This is a genomic window from Allorhodopirellula heiligendammensis (assembly GCF_007860105.1).
Classification (GTDB): domain Bacteria; phylum Planctomycetota; class Planctomycetia; order Pirellulales; family Pirellulaceae; genus Rhodopirellula; species Rhodopirellula heiligendammensis.
This window is the reverse complement of the sequence record NZ_SJPU01000001.1, coordinates 1,534,989-1,552,630: the sequence shown is the minus strand read 5'-3', so window position 1 is coordinate 1,552,630 and position 17,642 is coordinate 1,534,989. Positions and strand designations below refer to the sequence as shown.

The 17,642-nt window shown below is 56.9% G+C and carries 11 protein-coding genes; 4 read left to right on the top strand and 7 right to left on the bottom strand.

Features of this window, described 5'->3' with window-relative positions; genetic code table 11:
* Nucleotides 1-5: 5 nt before the first annotated feature.
* Nucleotides 6-584 (bottom strand): hypothetical protein, encoded by a 579-nt coding sequence (locus Poly21_RS05860; RefSeq protein WP_146405982.1) that lies wholly within the window; start codon nucleotides 582-584, stop codon nucleotides 6-8.
* The gene (locus Poly21_RS05855) at nucleotides 581-2,677 is read right to left on the bottom strand and encodes a POT family MFS transporter (protein ID WP_146405981.1); all 2,097 of its coding nucleotides are present in this window, start codon (nucleotides 2,675-2,677) and stop codon (nucleotides 581-583) included. The genes Poly21_RS05860 and Poly21_RS05855 overlap by 4 nt, the downstream gene beginning before the upstream one ends.
* A 477-nt stretch (nucleotides 2,678-3,154) precedes the next feature.
* Here Poly21_RS05855 and Poly21_RS05850 point away from each other — a divergent pair, with 477 nt between their 5' ends.
* The 4 genes from Poly21_RS05850 to Poly21_RS05835 all read left to right on the top strand — a co-directional run bounded on the left by Poly21_RS05850 (nucleotide 3,155) and on the right by Poly21_RS05835 (nucleotide 10,420).
* Nucleotides 3,155-4,063 carry an RDD family protein gene (locus Poly21_RS05850; RefSeq protein WP_146406899.1) on the top strand — a complete coding sequence of 303 codons (909 nt, stop codon included), beginning with the start codon at nucleotides 3,155-3,157 and terminating at the stop codon, nucleotides 4,061-4,063.
* Between the two features lie 190 nt (nucleotides 4,064-4,253).
* Complete coding sequence (locus Poly21_RS05845) at nucleotides 4,254-5,177, top strand: Nif3-like dinuclear metal center hexameric protein (protein ID WP_146406898.1); 924 nt, start codon at nucleotides 4,254-4,256, stop codon at nucleotides 5,175-5,177.
* 91 nt (nucleotides 5,178-5,268) lie between these two features.
* Nucleotides 5,269-8,982: a preprotein translocase subunit SecA gene (locus tag Poly21_RS05840; protein ID WP_146405980.1), complete on the top strand. Its 3,714-nt coding sequence runs from the start codon at nucleotides 5,269-5,271 to the stop codon at nucleotides 8,980-8,982.
* 118 nt (nucleotides 8,983-9,100) lie between these two features.
* Nucleotides 9,101-10,420, top strand: a complete 1,320-nt coding sequence (locus tag Poly21_RS05835) for a 3-deoxy-D-manno-octulosonic acid transferase (RefSeq protein WP_146405979.1) — start codon at nucleotides 9,101-9,103, stop codon at nucleotides 10,418-10,420.
* Nucleotides 10,421-10,593: 173 nt separating this feature from the next.
* Here the strand turns inward: Poly21_RS05835 and Poly21_RS05830 are convergent, their stop codons facing one another.
* From Poly21_RS05830 to Poly21_RS05810, 5 genes are all read right to left on the bottom strand, one after another.
* Nucleotides 10,594-11,691, bottom strand: a complete 1,098-nt coding sequence (locus Poly21_RS05830) for a hypothetical protein (RefSeq protein ID WP_146405978.1) — start codon at nucleotides 11,689-11,691, stop codon at nucleotides 10,594-10,596.
* 168 nt (nucleotides 11,692-11,859) lie between these two features.
* A complete protein-coding gene (locus Poly21_RS05825; protein ID WP_146405977.1) occupies nucleotides 11,860-13,893 on the bottom strand; it encodes a hypothetical protein in 2,034 nt (677 codons plus the stop codon).
* Nucleotides 13,894-13,958: 65 nt separating this feature from the next.
* Entirely contained in the window at nucleotides 13,959-14,486 is a 528-nt protein-coding gene (locus Poly21_RS05820) for an RNA polymerase sigma factor (RefSeq protein ID WP_146405976.1), read from the bottom strand.
* Nucleotides 14,483-15,751, bottom strand: a complete 1,269-nt coding sequence (locus tag Poly21_RS05815) for a DUF1501 domain-containing protein (protein WP_146405975.1) — start codon at nucleotides 15,749-15,751, stop codon at nucleotides 14,483-14,485. Before Poly21_RS05815 ends, Poly21_RS05820 begins: the two co-directional genes overlap by 4 nt.
* 113 nt (nucleotides 15,752-15,864) lie before the next feature.
* Nucleotides 15,865-17,421, bottom strand: coding sequence for a DUF1549 domain-containing protein (locus tag Poly21_RS05810; protein ID WP_302118459.1), 1,557 nt, complete (start codon nucleotides 17,419-17,421; stop codon nucleotides 15,865-15,867).
* Nucleotides 17,422-17,642 lie beyond the last annotated feature (221 nt).

Sequence of the window (17,642 nt, the reverse complement as noted above, 5' to 3'; positions counted from 1 at the left end):
GGGATCTATTTCGGCTGGGTCGAAAAGTTGTCAGGGCCACCAACGATTGACATATGCTCATACTTCGTTACGACCCATCCGCCGCCGACCTGGTCCGCGTTGTCTGCGCGTTTTTCGAGGGTCAACAGCAGTCGACGAGGAACGCGGAGTTGTTGCAGTCCGCCTCGCTTGCTGCTGACCTCGACTTTGACGGTCATGTCCACATCGGCCTGCATGGGCAGAGTATCGTCGATCAAACGGATGCTTTGGATACGACCGACATCGGCTTGGCTGAATTCCCATTGGGGCAATTCATTGAGCGCTTGCTGGCGAGTGGCCTCGTCGCCGATGACGGCGACCGCTCGTTCGTAGTCGTTCGCTTCCACTGCGTCAGCCGTCTGGTAGATCAACTGTTCGATCTGTTCCCGATCGGTCACCCAGTTCTCTGATACGATCCAGGCGATGGGAATCAGACACGCCACGATCAACCCGATGATGGCCAGCGGCTTGCGTCCCGTTTGCAGCCATCCGTAGATCAGTGCCGCCGCGAGCACGCCGAGCACCACCGCGACAATCAGAGGGCTCTCAGCGATCAATCGCATCATGATACCAACGACTCCTCAGCGGTGGAGCGTTCGTCGAGGGGGCCGTCGGTGTCGTCCTGGATATAGGTCTTCTCTTTGTAGAAGTAACCGACCGGAACAAAGATGACCGCGGCGACGAAAATGCACGTGGTCCAGAACCAAAAGTAGTCGGCGCCTTCGAGCAGCACGCGGCCCCCGATGGCATAGTCGCGTGAGAATGTCGACTCCGTGCCACCGCCGCGTTCTTGGTCGATCTTCGCTTTCGCTGCAGCGATCTTGGCGGGGTCATCTTGGCCGAGCAATTCGATCTTTTTGCGTTCCAGCCAACTGTACGCATCCTGTTCCTCGTCGTCATTGGGGCGTTGCAGGATTCCTGTCAAGGTTTCGTCCCACTTCGTCCACTCGACGCCATCAGCACCGGCGGAGGCGAGCTGGTAGCGGTCTCGAGAAATCAACTTGTATTGAATTGGGTTGCCATGAGCGTCCTGCAGACCTTCCAACAAACTGTCAATCTGCGTGATACTTGGCAGCGTATCAGCGGACGCGCTCGCCCCATCGAAGAATGCCTTTTCGATTTTGTCGGCGGCAGCTTCAAAAATGGGCTTGGACGCATTCGTCATGGATTGCATGACACCTTCGTTATCGACGCTGATCACGACGTCGTCGTCAGTCCCAGTCTTGCCATCAGGCCCCGCGATGGAGAGCTGCCGGATTTGGGCATCGTCATTTTCCAGTGGCAGCACGGTCGACGTGAAACCACCTTCGGTGATCTCCGTCCCCGGCGTGAGCTGAGCGGAAGCAAGGCCACTGACGAGGCCGGTGACCGCAGGGGTTTGGATAAAGTGATTGACCGAAGCGGTAAAGATATTGCCCAGCGAGACAGACAGTAAGAACAATGCCATCACGATTGATTTCATGTTCTTCGGGGCTTGCGTGTAGGCAAACTCTAGACCCGTGATCGACACCATGACTTCCGAGGCGGTTAACACCACGTAGGCAAAAAACTGCCACCCGAGCGAAGGTTCCAATCCTGAATCGATTTTTTCTTGGAGCACCGACACGATCGCAAAGCCACCCATCATCACAAACAAGCCAATGGAGATTTTGCGAATGGGGGTGAGCGTAAAGACACGATTGACCAGCGGATAAATGACGAACTGGAAGAGCGGGATGAGCGTCAGGATAAAAATGGGGTTAACGGCTTGGATTTGTGATTCCAGCCACGTCATGCCTAAGAACGTTCGATCGAGACTCTTCGTCTGCAGTACCCACGACGAGCCGGTTTGATCGAATAGCGCCCAAAATACCGCGATGAATGAGAAAATAATCATCAACTTGAGGATCGCGGAAATGCCGGTCCAGCTGAACGTTTCTCGTACGAATGCCATTCCTCCGGGCGGGATGTGGACAAACTCTTTTCGGCCTAACCAGAACAGCAGGGTGGCCACGGCCATCAGCACGCCAGGAATGCCGAATGCCCAGTGCGGTCCGTAGTGCTGCAGCACCCACGGTGTCAGGAGGGTGGAGACGAATGCACCGAGGTTAATACTGAAATAGAACCACTGGTATACTTTCGTAAGCAAATGCTGGTTGGCTTTCCCGAACTGGTCACCGACGTTGGCCGACACACATGGTTTGATGCCACCCGATCCAATCGAGATCAACAGGAGACCGATGAACAGCCACGTACCCGCGTTCACCGGCGGCGATCCCATCAGGGCCAGGGCCGCGTGGCCGACGCAGTACACGATCGAGAGATATAAGATCGTCCGGTACTTGCCCAGGAAGACGTCGGCCAACAGTGCCCCGAAAACGGGAAAGAAATAGGCTGCGGCGGTGAAGGTGTGGAAATGCTCGGTGGCCTCAGCATTGCTCATCCCTGCCGTTGCCGCCGGCGCGCTGGTACCCATCCAGTGCAAATACTCGACCATGAAGATCGTCAGGATGGCCTTCATCCCGTAGAAGCTGAATCGCTCGGCGGCTTCGTTCCCAATGATATAGGGAATCCCACTGGGCATGCCGGGCGATGCAGCGGGTCGGGTGCGATAAGTGAATGACGACTTGCCCGATTCGGTTTCGGGACCAGCGACTGGATCGACTGCGGGTGATGACATCGAGATCCTCTCGGATGATTTTCTAGGTGCTGGGGAGGGCACCGAAGTTGTTGGATAAGTAACTTAGCGTGAAAAACGCCCCGGCGAAATGGATGTCCGCTCCAGGCTCGTGTCGCGACTCGGTCATGCTAACAGAGTCGCCCCAGCGAGATGCCTCCTCAGCGTCCCCCCACGAGACGAAAGTTCTATGCTGGGGACGCCAGTCCAGGAGACGCGGGAATGAGTCCTCGGGATCGAGTCCTTGGGGACCAGGGACTCGACCCCGTACGTCCCTGCCAAACGTCCCTGCCAAACGCCCCAGCCAAATGAGTTTGTTTTTATGAGACCGGTGAGTGGGCTGTCCCACGCCCCTCGCGAACAAGTCATTTCGTGTAAATTGGCACCATGCCCACCGCCTCCCCACGTGCCGTCACCGTTGCCGCAGAACCCGATCTCGCTGATCGCATCAGGGAGTCGGAACAGCGTTCAGATGCATCGATGCTGGGAGTCGGTGAGAGCTCAGTGCGTCCGCTCGATACCACGATCGAGGTGGTGACGCCTGAGAACATTGCTTTTCAGTACCAGCTGGCGGGGCCATTTCGGCGGCTGCCAGCCTATGTCATCGACGTGTTGGTGCGTTATGGAATGATGTTCTGCATCGTGATGGTGCTGTGGTTCTTGGTCGGGACACTGGCCATCGAACTCCTGGGGGCGTTCGCCGTGGGCGCAGTTCTGGTCTGCTACTTTGTGATCAGTTGGTTTTACGGGGCCTCGATGGAGACCTATTTCAATGGCCGCACGGTCGGCAAGTGGATGTTTGGTATCCGCGTGATCGACATCGATGGATGCCCGATCACTGGTCGGCGCGCGATTGTGCGGAATCTATTGCGGGTCGCCGACATGGCCCCGATGGCGGCTCTCCCTCAGCTCGCCGTAGACGTGCCGCCTGTATTTTTCATTCCCACTGGGATCGTGGGGCTAATCAGTGTGATCTGCACGCGACGGATGCAGCGGCTCGGTGACATTGCGGCCGGGACCATGGTAATCGTCGATGAAAAAACATGGCGGCTACCGATTGCCAAGGTGGAGGATCCACGAGTGGCGCCATTGGCCTCATTCATCCCAGGGGACTACAGCGTTTCTCGGAGTATGGCGCGGACGCTGGCAATTTATGTTGAGCGGCGTCATTACCTGACACCCGGTCGCCGTGCTGAAATCGCACGTCATCTCGCCATCCCTTTGATCGAGAGGTTCGATTTTGTCCCTAGCGTCGACTTCGATTTACTCCTGCTTGCGCTATACTACCGCACCTTCCTGTCCGCCCCCACCGACGAGCCCGCCGATCTGGGGCCGCTGGCCGGATACAGCCCGCTGCGGCGTGACCAAGCACGCGTCGTTCCATCGTAGTGGATTTTGTTGCCGATCCTCACGACGCCTCCCACCGCCAAACTTTATTTTTTGATGGCATTCACGCTGAATGAGCCGTTTGGGCGCTAGCCCCGGTTTTGACAGCTAGGAACCGAGAGCCATGGTTAACGCCAAAACGGCTCGTGAAAATTTTGGACGGCATTATCCTCCTGACTTGAAGCGACGATTCATGCAAATCCAACACTTTTGCCAGGCGATGGCTGAGCTTGCTCCGGTGCGGTTCGCCGAAGACTGGGACAACGTCGGCTTGCTGCTGGGTGACCGGACGGCAACGGCCACGCGCGTGATGACCTGTTTGACGGTCACTCCCGCGGTCATTGACGAAGCCGAGGCGGAAAATGTTGACCTCGTCATCGCTCATCACCCATTGCCGTTTCAGCCGCTGAGAAAAATCACGGTGGATTCAGCCGCCGGTGAACTGGTATGGCGACTGTGCCGCAACGGGACGGCTCTGTATAGCGCCCATACTGCCTATGACTCCGCGCCCGGGGGGATCAACGATCAGTGGTGTGACGCGTTGAGGGTGAAAGGGGTGGGTGCATTGATACCCAAGCCGAACTTGGGCGGGGCGGGTGAGCAACTCGGACCGGCGGCATGGGACGGCTACATTGAGAAGGATGAGGGCAGTGCGAAGAATAGGGGAGATAGGTCGCTCGGGGCGGGGCGGTATGGGGATCTGCCCGACTGGCGCTCTGCGCATGAAATTTTAAAGCTCGCTGCGGAATTTTCGGGAGCGACGCGGCCGCGAATGGTAGGAGATCCGCAGCGACCCGTGCGGCGAATCGGCTTTGCTTGTGGCAGTGGTGGCAGTTTCGTAGGGGCCGCCGGTCGGGTTGGTTGTGAACTGCTGATTACCGGCGAGGCCACCTTTCACACGTGTCTGGAAGCGGAAAACACGGGGATAACGCTCGTGATGCTCGGACACTATGCCAGCGAGCGGTTTGCGATGGAGAGTCTGGCCCAGCGTTTGCAAACTCTGCCCCAGCTGGTCAAAATTCATGCCAAATCGACTCCGGTAGACAACTTTCGGGTTTGGGCGAGTCGCCGCGAGCGGGATGTGATCGCAGTTGACCGAAATTCGCCAAACCCGTAACGTGGAACACTGGCACGGTTTACGAAAGAACCTATCCGCAAAGGGGTCAGACCCTTTACAACCAACGCGTTTCACCCCTTAAAAAAACTCTATGTCCATTTTCGAGCGTCTTTGGGACCTACTCGGTCTCGTTTTCGGCGGAACCTTCGAACGGGTCGGCCAGGCCGCCACCAGCGTCTTCGGCTCGGCCAATGCGAGGCATGTCGCCAAGCTTCAAGAGCGTGTCGAAAAAATCAACGCGTTGGAGCCTAAGTACGAAGCGTTCACAGACGAAGAGTTACGTGCGCAAACCGAGCTGTTCCGCAAGCGACTGCGCCAGGGGGAGACGCTCGATGACCTCCTCGTGGAAGCCTTTGCGGTGTGTCGAGAAGGCGGCAAGCGGTTTCTCAACATGCGCCATTATGACGTCCAGCTGATTGGTGGCATGGTGCTACACGCTGGTGGGATTGCCGAAATGGTGACAGGTGAGGGAAAGACGCTGGTCGCGACGCTGCCTGCGTACCTCAATGCCCTCGAAGGCAAGGGCGTTCACGTCATCACGGTCAACGATTACCTCGCTCGTCGTGATATGGAGTGGATGGCACCTCTCTGCATGAATCTCGGACTGACGATCAATGCGATCCAGTCTGGAATGAGCACGCAGGAGAAACAGGCGGCGTACCAGTGCGATATCACCTACGGAACCAACAATGAGTTCGGATTCGATTATCTGCGAGACAACATGCGTCCGGCCGCGAAAGGCGACGACCGGTTCCCCAGCGATGCCCAACAGTGCCAAGGCCCGCTGAACTACGCGATCATTGACGAAGTCGACAATATCCTCATTGATGAAGCGCGAACTCCCTTAATCATCAGCGGCCCAGCCGATCTAGATCTTGGACGTTACGCCGACGCCGATCGTGTTGCCCGGCAGCTGCAAAAGGAATTGCACTTTACCGTTGATGAGAAGCAGCACAACGTCACGCTTACCGACGAAGGCGTTCGCGCGGCAGAGGAACTCGCTGGTGTCGAGAGTTTTTACACCGCCGGTAACATGGAATGGCCGCACCTGATCGACAACGCGCTGAAGGCTCACTACCTCTACAAGCTCGATGTCAACTACGTCATCAAGGACCAACAGATTGTCATCGTCGATGAATTCACAGGCCGCTTGATGGAAGGCCGTCAATGGTCCGATGGGCTGCATCAAGCCTGTGAGGCCAAAGAAGGCGTGCCGATCAAGCAAGAGACTCAAACCTTTGCCACCGCGTCGCTGCAGAACATCTTCAAGATGTATAAAAAACTGTCGGGGATGACCGGCACGGCGATGACCGAAGCGGACGAATTCTGGAAGATCTACAAGCTTGACGTGGTCGCCATTCCCACTCACCGGGAAATGCAACGGATCGAGCATGCTGATTTGATTTACCTCAACGAGAAAGATAAATTCCGCGCGATCGCAGACGACGTTGAACGCGCCCACAAGTGGGACGTCGTCTCGCTCAAGGACGGGAGCGAAATCTGGGGCAAGATCCAAAGCGAGGCGGATGATGCCGTCATGATCGTGCCTAAAAACGAGAAGCAGCCTGAGAGTGTTGCTCGTGCGAAGATCGTCAAGATCGAGCGTGCTGGGCGGCCGGTTTTGGTAGGTACGGTCAGCATTGAGAAGAGCGAGCGGCTCAGCCATATGCTCGAGACCCGGGGCATCACTCACAACGTGCTCAATGCAAAGCAGCACGGTCGCGAAGCTGAAATTGTCGCTCAAGCGGGACGCATCGGCGCGGTTACCATCGCCACCAACATGGCTGGACGCGGAACCGATATTATTCTCGGTGGTAACCCTGAGACGATGGCCTGGGCTCAACTGCAACATACCTATCCGACTCGGCTAGAAGTGCCGGATGACGTCTGGAAGAAGCTCGTCGACGAGATCGATGAGCAAGAGCAGATGAGTGCCGAAGGGGAGATCGTACGCGATCTCGGGGGCTTGTATGTGCTCGGTACCGAACGCCACGAATCGCGTCGGATCGACTTGCAGTTGCGTGGTCGCTGTGGTCGCCAGGGTGATCCTGGCGGTAGTCGCTTCTTCTTGTCTCTCGAAGATGACTTGATGCGGATTTTCGCCGGCGACTTCGTCAAGAGCGTGATGGAGCGAATGGGTATGAAGGAAGGTGAGGCGATCGAGTCATCGCTCGTCACCCGTCGCATCGCTGCAGCACAGAAGAAGGTTGAAGAGCGCAACTTTGAAATTCGAAAAAGCTTGCTCGAGTATGACGAAGTGATGGACGAGCAACGCAAACGCGTCTATCGCTATCGTCAGAATCTGCTTGATGGTCACTCCTCACGCAATATGATTCTCGGCCTGATCCGGGCTGAGATCGAATCCCACGTCGATACCTTCCTCGAACCTAATTACGGTATCGAGACATTCGCCAACTACGCCGGCACGCAGCTTCAGTGCCAGCTCGACGCACGCGATTTCTCGAACATGGATTTCGAGATGGCCGATAGCTACGCGAAGGATCAAGCGGAACGGAAATCCGAGGTCACCATCGCCGAAGCCGTCGAAGAGAACCTGCCCAGTGGCATGGAAGAAGAATGGAACTGGAAAGCAATGGCAACGTGGGCCAACACGCGGCTGCAAACGAACTATCAAGATCACCAGCTCAAGAATCTTGATCGCGAGGAAATGCTCGACGATTTTGTCGAAAAGGCACACGCCTTGATCGCCAGCACCGATCTGAGCGAAGGCGAGCCGCTGCTCGACGCAGAGTACGGCCTGAGGGTCCTGTGTGCTTGGATGCGAAACAAATTCGGCATCGAAACGACGCCGGACGAGTTCCGTGACGTCGACGACAGCCGGAAGGTATCCGACACGCTGATGCAGCGTGCGGAAGCCGCCTACACCGAGAAGGAAGCTGAGTACCCGGTGCTCACAGGTATCTCACGATTCACGGAGAAACAGGGGACGCAGGTCTCGCTCGATCGTGAAGGTTTGATTGCATGGGTCCAAGGTCGCTTCAATACAGAATTATCAGTTGATGAGATCAAACTCAATCGCGATGACCTGAAGCTGCAGTTGATCCAGCACAGCAAATCAACTGCGAGCCAGTCCGTGGCCGCACAGGAGCAAGCCATTGCGAAGGTTGCTGAGCTATTCTCAGGTGCAGATGATGAGTCCACCGCCTTGCTCGCCAGTGGCGACAGTGGCCAGTTAGAATCGCTGGTTGAGTGGCTCGGCAGGGAGCTCGATCACGAAACGACTGTCGAGGATCTGTCGCGCATGGATCGGGCTGAGTTGACACTCGCCGTTCAAGGGGCCGTGGATGATCGGTTCTATCCAGAGATGCGGCGAATGGAGCGGCAGATTCTGCTCAATATTGTCGACGATGCCTGGAAGAACCACCTGCTGACAATGGATCACCTGCGCAGCAGCGTGGGGCTCAAGGGCTACGCTCAAATGGACCCCAAGGTCGAGTACAAACGCGAAGGGATGCGGATGTTTGAGACGATGTGGGGCTCGATCGGAGAGCGTGTTTCCGAATTGATCTTCCGCATGGAATCTTTCAATGAGGCGTTCATTCGTAGCACCTGGGTCGATGCTCGACCTCGCCATGATGACGCTCATGAAGCCGGTTCGATCGCCCGCATGCCCAGCGACACAGCGGCCCAACGAGCGGCCTCCGGTAGCGAGGGGCGTGGCGATGGCGAGGAAGTCAAACCGGAACCAATCCGGAAAGACGAACCGCGTATCGGTCGCAACTCACCGTGCCCTTGCGGAAGCGGGAAGAAATACAAATCCTGCTGTATGAGAAAAATGGTATAGGAGGCTGACGTTCTCGGCAGAGTGCAGCTATCCCTCCGGGGAAGCTTGTCCGTCGTCCTCGTGAAGTTGACGTCCTTCGATATCTCCTAAAAACTACGCGACTCTCAAGGGAACACGGATGTTTCTCAATCTCCTCTACGCGATCGCTCTGACACTGCTCTCGCCGGTCATTCTCTACCGAATCGTCCGGTACGGACGCTACCGCCGGGGTGTCTCCGAGAAACTTTTCGGTGTGTCAAAGCGGCGAGCGTCCGAACTTCTTGCCGGTAGCGACGAGTCGATTTGGTTGCACGCGGTGAGCGTGGGTGAAGTCAATCTGTTACCTGAGCTTGCGCGACTGTTATCCGCGCGGTCGCCTCATACGGCAGTTGTGATCAGCGCATCGACTGATACTGGATATGATCTCGCGGTCAAGCATTTTGGCCAGGAACGCGTGTTTTTCTGCCCACTCGATTTTACGTGGGCAGTGCAGTGCACATTGCGGAATCTCAAGTGTCGTCAGTTAGTGCTCGCTGAACTCGAGCTTTGGCCCAACCTGGTTACTGCTGCAACTCGCGTTAACTGCGCCGTTACCGTGATCAACGGTCGGCTTAGCGAGCGTAGTGCGGGACGCTACCAAAAGTTTGCGTGGCTATTGCGGCCGACGTTTGCGTCGCTGACTGCGGTGGGGTGTCAGGATGCAGAAACGGCGGATCGCTTCGTTGCTTGCGGGGTTGATCGCGATCGAGCTCGCGTGACCGGATCGCTGAAGTTTGACAATGCTCCCCGTTCACGTGATACCCCTGGAGTCAATGCGCGGATTAACTGGGCCGGCGTAAGCCCCTGGCACCGCGTCTGGTGTTTCGGCAGCACGCAGGCGGGTGAAGAGGCGATGGCCTTGAAAATCTATCAACGCCTGCGTGTTGAGCATCCCGAACTGCGGCTGATTCTCGTGCCTCGTCACCCGGAACGGTTCAACCAAGTCGCAGAATTAGTGGTAGCGAGTGGCGATCGGGTCATCCGCCGTAGCCAGAACGAGAGTCAATTCAATGACGAGTGGGAGGGCGAGGAGGTCATTCTCGTCGATACGATTGGCGAGTTACGCCACTGGTGGGGCGTCGCGCACATCGCAACCGTGGGGGGCAGTTTTGGTGACCGCGGTGGCCAGAATATGCTGGAGCCCGCAGGATACGGCTGCGCGGTCTCCTTCGGCCCCAATACAAAAAACTTCTCCACCATCGCCGAGCAACTCATCGCCGGTCATGGCGCCGTCCGCGTTGCCGATGAGGAACAGCTCACGGCGTTTGTGCGACGATGTCTCGATGACCATCCCGCCGCTGATTCCTTGGGGCATGCAGCCCAACAAATCGTCGACCAGCATCGAGGCGCCTATCATCGGACGATCGAACTGTTGGGCATGCAATCGATCCCGCAGGACTCCCAGCAGAACGCGGCTTAAACCATCATCAGCGACCAAATCGTGTACCGACTGAGTTCGGAAAACCAGGGTCATTGGCGACCAGTCGAGCGATTTCGCCACTCACCTGCCCCGTATCAACTGCTGTCGACAGTTCGAGCTTGGGGGGCAACCTCGACCATTGGATTGGCCGGCATCAGCCGCATTCAAAACGACTAAATTTCCACGTGGCGCACACCGTTGATCTCGTCAAAGTGGCCAATATTCCATAGCACGCCTGGTTCATCGGGGAACTCTGCCACGAATGCCGGGTCGCAGACCGCCAGTGGGGTCAGGAATAGCATCGTGATCGAGACGGCTCCCGACAGCCCCAGTGAAAAGGCGGTAAACCAGGGCAGGACGCCTGCGGCCAAATGTAATAGCTCATCTTGCCGTGATGGGGTCAACTGTTTTTCGATGCCATACTGACGGATCACGTCAGCCGTATCGAGGGGGTTCGTCAGGGCCAGCATCTCATCAAAGGTGCATCCATGAGTGCGGCATTGGCGATGTGCCTTGACGGCGCGGAGTGCGGTGCGTCGCCGCTGAAACTCGAGCTTGGCACGATAATCGTTGAGCGCCTTCTGTCGGCGATTTGCGACGAACTGCGTGCAGACTCGTGGTACGAATATCGCCGCTTGCAGCCCGGCCTTGCTGATGTCCTTGGCGGCATAGAGCGGCAACCACCGGCGATAGTGCGAAAACACTTCGGATTTGATCTTCTCAATTGCAGCAAAAATATCCTCTTGCGAGGTGAAGTGCAGTTGATCATCGACCTCCACACAGAGCGGTTTGAGGTAAGACACTTTCACACCCGGACGTCGCCCGGGACCGCTCATGAATTCATCGAGCCGAGTTTGCACGCATGCGGGAATGTCGTCGGTGATGGACGCAAAATCCTTGGGTTCCGTCACGCTGACGAACAATCGTTGCTGAGGCAAACGAATCGAAGCCTTGGTCATCTCGATTTCGCGGACCTGCGTGAACGATTCACGATGGCGTGCGGTGACGTCGTTCCAACGTTGTTCACGAGATGCGAACCAGGATGCATGGTGTAGCATGGATCGTGCCATCTTGTCGCTCGCATCCTTGGGTGGCACCCAGATCGGTTGGTCCACCCAGGTTCCAAATTGCTTGAGTTCCTGGTCGAGGGTGAACGGTTTGGCCGCCGACGAATCGATGATCGAAGGTTTCACTCGAGCGGTGGGCGCGGACCGGTGCAGGGCAGGGCGGTCCGATGTGCGGGTGCGTGCATGCAGGGCAGCTGACATCATCAATGTCTCCAAGCGGGGTTTACGATCGACAGGAAGAGAGGCCACGTCGCGATCAAAGAGGGACGCGTGGCTCAGGTTCGATCCATCGCCCTTGTTCGATCGCAACCTTCCAATCTAGCAAATGCGAATACGCCCAGGGGCAGAAAATTTAGAGAAGTTGACTCCCTTTCAATCCTGCGGTCGCATGATCCACCAGATTCGCTGCAAAATCAAAGCTTCTTCCAGTCCCGCATCTCGCATCTGTTGAGCCAGCATGTTGACGTCATCGGGAACCTCGCTGAGTCCGGCCAAGTTCGCGATGTGCACGAGTCGACTTTCAAAGTCCGGCAATTTGCCCATCCAAGCAGGCATCACGATTGTCGCACGCAGCGGTAGCCCTGCCAGCGTTGCGGGCGAGGGTTTGGGCATCTCGGCGGGCAGAAATCTCTGGGGGCCTTGGAGAGCGTCCAACCCCAGCTGATCGCTGCCTAGAGGTTGGGCGAGCAACGCGCTGGACGAATCGACGGAGCCTGTGCGGGGTAACTCATTGAGCACCAGGTTCAGGCGGTCCACACGCGATGAAGGCATCGATGCCGGTGGTGCCGCAGCAAACGATTCCACGGCCGTCACAGCTTGAATCCATTGATCGGCACTTGCCGTCAGCAATCCCTTGGGAGTCATCGCCTCAGGCGTGCTACGCCCCACAATCGAATCGGTCATGATCAATGAGATGGTCCGCAGCAAATCAAAATCACTCGCGATCAAATCGTCCGTGAGGTCATCGCGAAGTTGCTGCAAATCCGAATCGTCAGCACTACCTGTGAGGTCGTAGGGACTCGAAGTGAGTGGGCGACCATGCACCATTCTCCACATGGCACCTACTAAACCTTCGGCGAGCTGGCGCGAGCCAACGAGTTGCTGTGGCACACTAGAACGGGCATCTACCTCGGCCAACCGCCGGCGCCCATCGAGCGTATCGTAGAACCATCCCGACGGTGCATTGGTCTTTTCGCTCAGCCAGGGCGAGAGGTTGGCTGCGAACTGCCAATACTCATGCTGCGTCCCAGTCGCGTCGCCACTGCTCGATGGCAAGTCATGGCACCGGACGCATCGCATGTCAGTACCCAGCGTCAAGGCGGCGGTACTCACGACGGCTTCATGTTGACTCAGCGGCCGCAGCAAATTGCCCACCGAAGCCACCATGGCTGATTCACTCTCATCGGCAGGCTTGTCTTCGGACTTGTCCTGTTCGATGAACCATGAGGCTACCAACCGGTCAAAACCCTTGCCCTCGCGAAGTTTTTTAGCGACTTGGGTGATCATCTGCTGATCGACTGGCCGCGTGAGACTCGTATCCGGCCGCGACGAGATCGCAGCTAGAATCGGCCCTGCGAGCGACATCGCGTTTCTTGGCCGAGCGAGTAGCGAACGCATCGCCTCGCTGTTTCCAGTCGCCGCTGGGTCTACTTTTAAATGAAATTGATCCGCCAAGCGTTTGGCAATTTCGTCCGACGGCAATAGCTTCGTGGGCTGGACACCGACACGGTCCCAGTAATGCGTTAAGTGATTTGCCAGGGATGTCGAAACCAACGTCAACGGGCGAGCCTCGGGTTTCCGACGTGGTGCTTGGGCCACGAGTGGTTGAGGAGTCTCGTCGCCGAACATCTCGATCGGGCCCCGGCTTGGCAAATCGGAGTCGGAGGACGCATCGGCCAAGGCAATCGGCGGCGATGTGACATGCTCACGTGGGGCGGGAGTATTCGCCTTCCCATCACCAGTATTTCGCTGCGCTGCTGATTCGCCCGCTCGCGGTGAAGTTTGCGAGTCCGCGCTCTTGTCCGTCGGGGAATCACCGGAGGGGTCAGAGTTTTGCGCAACGGCAATATCACGCTGATATCGGATACCGACCGCCACGCCGACGCACAGCAACAGCCCGGCAGCGGTGACCAGAGTGAACTTCCAAGTTGAGCTCGACTGCTTTCTAGGCGAGTTATTCGCTCGCGAGTTACTCGCTCGCGATGGCCGATTGACTGGTTTCCGTGCAGCTGCGGTATTGTTTATGATCGGCTGTTGCAACCGGCGGATAATGACGTCGCTCTGATCTGGCGGCGTTTGCCCCGCGAGGACTTCCGCTAGCAACGCATCGAGCATCGCATCGGCGGTATCGAAGCCGCCAGCGTCGTCGCCAGACGAGAGAGGGTCGTTTTTTTCGGGGGGAGTCATGGTGATCCGCCTTGTGGGACGGGGAGCGGTATCAGGCGGTTCCAGAAGGAATCATCCGTTCTACACTAAATGTTTGGGGCATCGATAGTTTTTTTCAGTCGTTCGCCGACGCATTCTCGCAATTGAGATTTAGCTCGCTGCATCAGGTTTCGAGCGCCGTGGTCAGTGATGCCGAGCGATTCGCCAATCTTGACGCGGGGCACGTTATCGACGAAGCGCAATCGGAGGGCCCTACGAGCCCGGTCGGTGAGCTGTTTTAGGCATTCACCCAGCGCATCGACGGCCTCATCACCCGTTAGGTCCTTGCCCGCCCACTGCTGCCAGCTTTCGTCGAGCACCGCTTCCGAAGCGGTGACGCGCATCCTGCCCAGTTTGCGGTGACTAGATACCAATAAATTGTACGCGGTTCGACGAAGGTACTCCGACGTCGCTTTGTCCGAATGTTGAACGAAGTTATCGCGACGAAGTACACGCAGAAATGTTTCCTGCGTCAAATCGTCCGCTGTGTTGGTGTCACATCCGAGAGCACGAAGGTATCGCCACACCCCATTTTGGTGCCGCTCTATAAGTTCGGCCGTCGAAAGTTCACTCACGCAAGCAATTCATTGATCAATTTGCCACCTCCGGCGATCTTCATCGGACGACCGTTTTTACTGGTAAACGTGGTCTCTGTGGAAATCCCTAAACCCTTGCACACCGTCGTCATCAAATCTTCGCTGCTGTACGGTTCAGTTTCCACGGCGGTGCCGTCCCGGCTGGTTTCGCCAACGGCCAGCCCACCCTTGAGGTTACCACCCCCGACCACACAGGACCAGGCCCGCGCGAAGTGATCGCGCCCCGCGCCCTGGTTGATTCGGGGGGTTCGGCCAAATTCACCCATCCACATCACGACGGTGTCGTCGATCAGTTCCCGCTGGGCCAGGTCCTCGACCAAGGCGCTCATGGCCTGGTCCAATTGAGGCAATTTTTGGTCTTTGAGGGTGGGGAAAATCCCCGCGTGGTTATCCCATCCGCCCAGATCGACTTCCACAAACGGCACACCTGTTTCAACCAACCGGCGGGCCAGCAGACAGCCCTGGCCGAAGCCATTGACGCCGTAGCGTTCCTTGACCTCCTCAGGTTCCTCCGCCACCTTGAACGCTTTCATTTGATCACTGGTCATCAGATCAAAGGTTTTCCCCAACACCTTGGCATGCTCGATGGCGGGGGTATCGCGGGTGCGATTGGCGAAGCCATCTTCGATCATTTTCAAAGCTGCCATCCGCTGCATCAGCCGCTGGTCGCTCATCTGCATTTCGAGATTCCGCACCCGCCCGCTGCTGGTGACCGAAAACGGGGACCAAGCCATGCCGAGGAATCCGGGCCCTGTGCCTGCTCCTCCCACCGAAACGAATGGGGGGATCTCCAGTTCCGGACGTTGGCTGATCAACTCATGAGCGACCACGCTGCCGTAGCCGGGATGCTCAATGTTGGGGTTGGGGACGTAACCGGTGTGCATGTAATAGCGGCCGCGCGCATGGTCGGCTTCGCGGGTCGACATGCTGCGCACCACCGAGAGATGCTTCATCTGCTGAGCGACCATCGGCAGGTGCTCACAAATCTGCATGTCACCGGTCGTTGAGATCGGTCGGAAGGGACCGCTCGTCGGTGCTCCGGGTTTGAGATCCCACAAATCAATCGTCGACGGACCACCACCCATCCAGAGCAAGATCGCGGATTTGCGATTGCGAGTCATCTCCGCCGCATTGGCCTGGATCGAATTTCCGAGCGTGAACGCTGCTGCCGCCGCTGCTGAAGAACCAGCCAAGTGGCTCATGAAGTGGCGGCGGGTCATGCCGGTCGGGGTCGAGAGGTCCATAGCGTTTTCCTTCAAGAGGAGGGTGTAGAGAAGAGAGGGTTCAGGTACAGAAATTGAGAGTTCAAAAAAGCTGCGCCCTCATCGCGTTTGGCGTCTGGTCGCGTTGCCGGCGATTAATGTTGCATGATGAATTCGTTACTGTTGATGATCGCCCACCACATGTCTTGCAGCATTTCCTTTTCATTGCCGCGACGAGCTGTCAGCAGTTTCCCAGCAACCGTGGTTTCGTTCTTGGTGGGTCGACGGGCCAGTCCCGTGAGATAGAGTTGCGTGAGTCGATCTCGCGGCGAGCGCCCCGATTTGGAGAGGCGGTCGATAAAGCCGCCCGCTTCTTCACTGGTGGCATTCTTGGTCAGTTCGCCATTGAACAGCATCAATGCTTGAGGGATCGATCCGTTAAACGTTGTCGCTTCGCCGCCCTCATCAGTACCGAATGCGGTGACAAACTGCCCCAGCCATTTTCGCCGCTCCGCCTCTTGATCCGCGTAGCTGCCCTTGCCCTTGGCATCCGAGGCCGCAACCAGCGACTCGTAGAGCTGTTCGGCACTCATTTGGCGAAGATAGAACCGCGAGAACTTGGGTGATTCGCCGATGGTCGGGTCATCGATCTCATTTTGTTTGCCCAATGTGGCTTCGAGTTGATACGGCCGACTGAGCGTGATCCAAGTGATCAGTTCCTTAAGATCGTAGCTGGATTTGCGAAACTCTTTGCCGAGAGCGTCGAGCAGCACAGGGTGCGAAGGCGCTTGGTGAGGCCCGAGGTCGTCGACGGGGCGCGTGAAGCCATAGCCGAGAAACATCGACCACATCCGATTGACGATCATTTTGTCCAGATACTCACTTTGGAGCATCAACGTTGCTAGTTCATCACGTCGGTTGGTGTCTTCGAGATACCCGCTCTTGCCAATCTCAGTGCCATCGGTGAATACCGGATAGGCGACTTTCTGCAAACCATTTCGCATCTCATAAAACACCAGCGCATCTTCTGGAGTACCTGCTTCACCAGCAAAATCTTCGTTAACGAGCTCCGCGGACTCGATGTCGTTGGTGCCGTCAACAAACCGTCGCAAGGCGCGGGTTTGCCGGAAAAAGGCATTGAATTCCCAGAATTTCTGCTGTTTCCACTGGTTGAACGGGTGGTTGTGGCACTGCGTGCACTGTACCTGCTGGCCGAGAAAAATCCGTGAAACACTACTCGTAGCAAGGGTCGCTTTTTCAGAATTCACCTTGCCAATCAGGAAGTTGACCGCGCCGTTGAAGTTCGGATTGCCCGGGGTCGATGAACCGGTCGCGGAAACTAATTCGTAAGCCAGACGATCGTATGTTTTGTTTTGAGCGAAACTATCACGCAGATACTTCTGCATCCCCGTGCGGTTGGTCAGGTCGCGGCGATCAGTGCCACCGCTACGCCCAATCAGCAAATTGGTCCAAACCGCGCTCCAGTGATTGGCGTATTCTTCAACATATCGATCATCATGGAGCAGACGCTGCACCAAGGCCCCACGTTTGTCGTGGGTTCGATCGGACATGAACTCGACGAGCTCATCATAGGTGGGAATGCGACCGATGACATCGAGAAAGACTCGTCGACACCACTGAGCGTCGTCGACTTCACCTGAAGGACGAATTTCGTAATCTCGCCACACCTGTTCCACCGCGTCGTTGATCATCGTGACCTGAGGCGGTACCGCAGGCCCCGCTGCGAATACAGCCGAACCACTCGTAATACATACCACGCTTAACAGCAAAATACTGGCATGGTGCAGAGTACAGGGGAGGGTAGGCAGACAAGAACGCATCGCGGTAGACTCGATTGGGTGTAGATTGCAATCGCGGAGATAGCCCCTTGACGAAACCATCGCCGCGGCTACTGAATCAAACGCGATAGAAA

What these genes read in the sequence shown, in the direction of transcription:
- Poly21_RS05860 (WP_146405982.1), bottom strand. Translation starts at nt 584, where the DNA reads ATGATGCGATTGATCGCTGAGAGCCCTCTGATTGTCGCGGTGGTGCTC.
- Poly21_RS05855 (WP_146405981.1), bottom strand. Translation starts at nt 2,677, where the DNA reads ATGTCATCACCCGCAGTCGATCCAGTCGCTGGTCCCGAAACCGAATCG.
- Poly21_RS05850 (WP_146406899.1), top strand. Translation starts at nt 3,155, where the DNA reads ATGCTGGGAGTCGGTGAGAGCTCAGTGCGTCCGCTCGATACCACGATC.
- Poly21_RS05845 (WP_146406898.1), top strand. Translation starts at nt 4,254, where the DNA reads ATGCAAATCCAACACTTTTGCCAGGCGATGGCTGAGCTTGCTCCGGTG.
- Poly21_RS05840 (WP_146405980.1), top strand. Translation starts at nt 5,269, where the DNA reads ATGTCCATTTTCGAGCGTCTTTGGGACCTACTCGGTCTCGTTTTCGGC.
- Poly21_RS05835 (WP_146405979.1), top strand. Translation starts at nt 9,101, where the DNA reads ATGTTTCTCAATCTCCTCTACGCGATCGCTCTGACACTGCTCTCGCCG.
- Poly21_RS05830 (WP_146405978.1), bottom strand. Translation starts at nt 11,691, where the DNA reads ATGATGTCAGCTGCCCTGCATGCACGCACCCGCACATCGGACCGCCCT.
- Poly21_RS05825 (WP_146405977.1), bottom strand. Translation starts at nt 13,893, where the DNA reads ATGACTCCCCCCGAAAAAAACGACCCTCTCTCGTCTGGCGACGACGCT.
- Poly21_RS05815 (WP_146405975.1), bottom strand. Translation starts at nt 15,751, where the DNA reads ATGGACCTCTCGACCCCGACCGGCATGACCCGCCGCCACTTCATGAGC.
- Poly21_RS05810 (WP_302118459.1), bottom strand. Translation starts at nt 17,421, where the DNA reads ATGATCAACGACGCGGTGGAACAGGTGTGGCGAGATTACGAAATTCGT.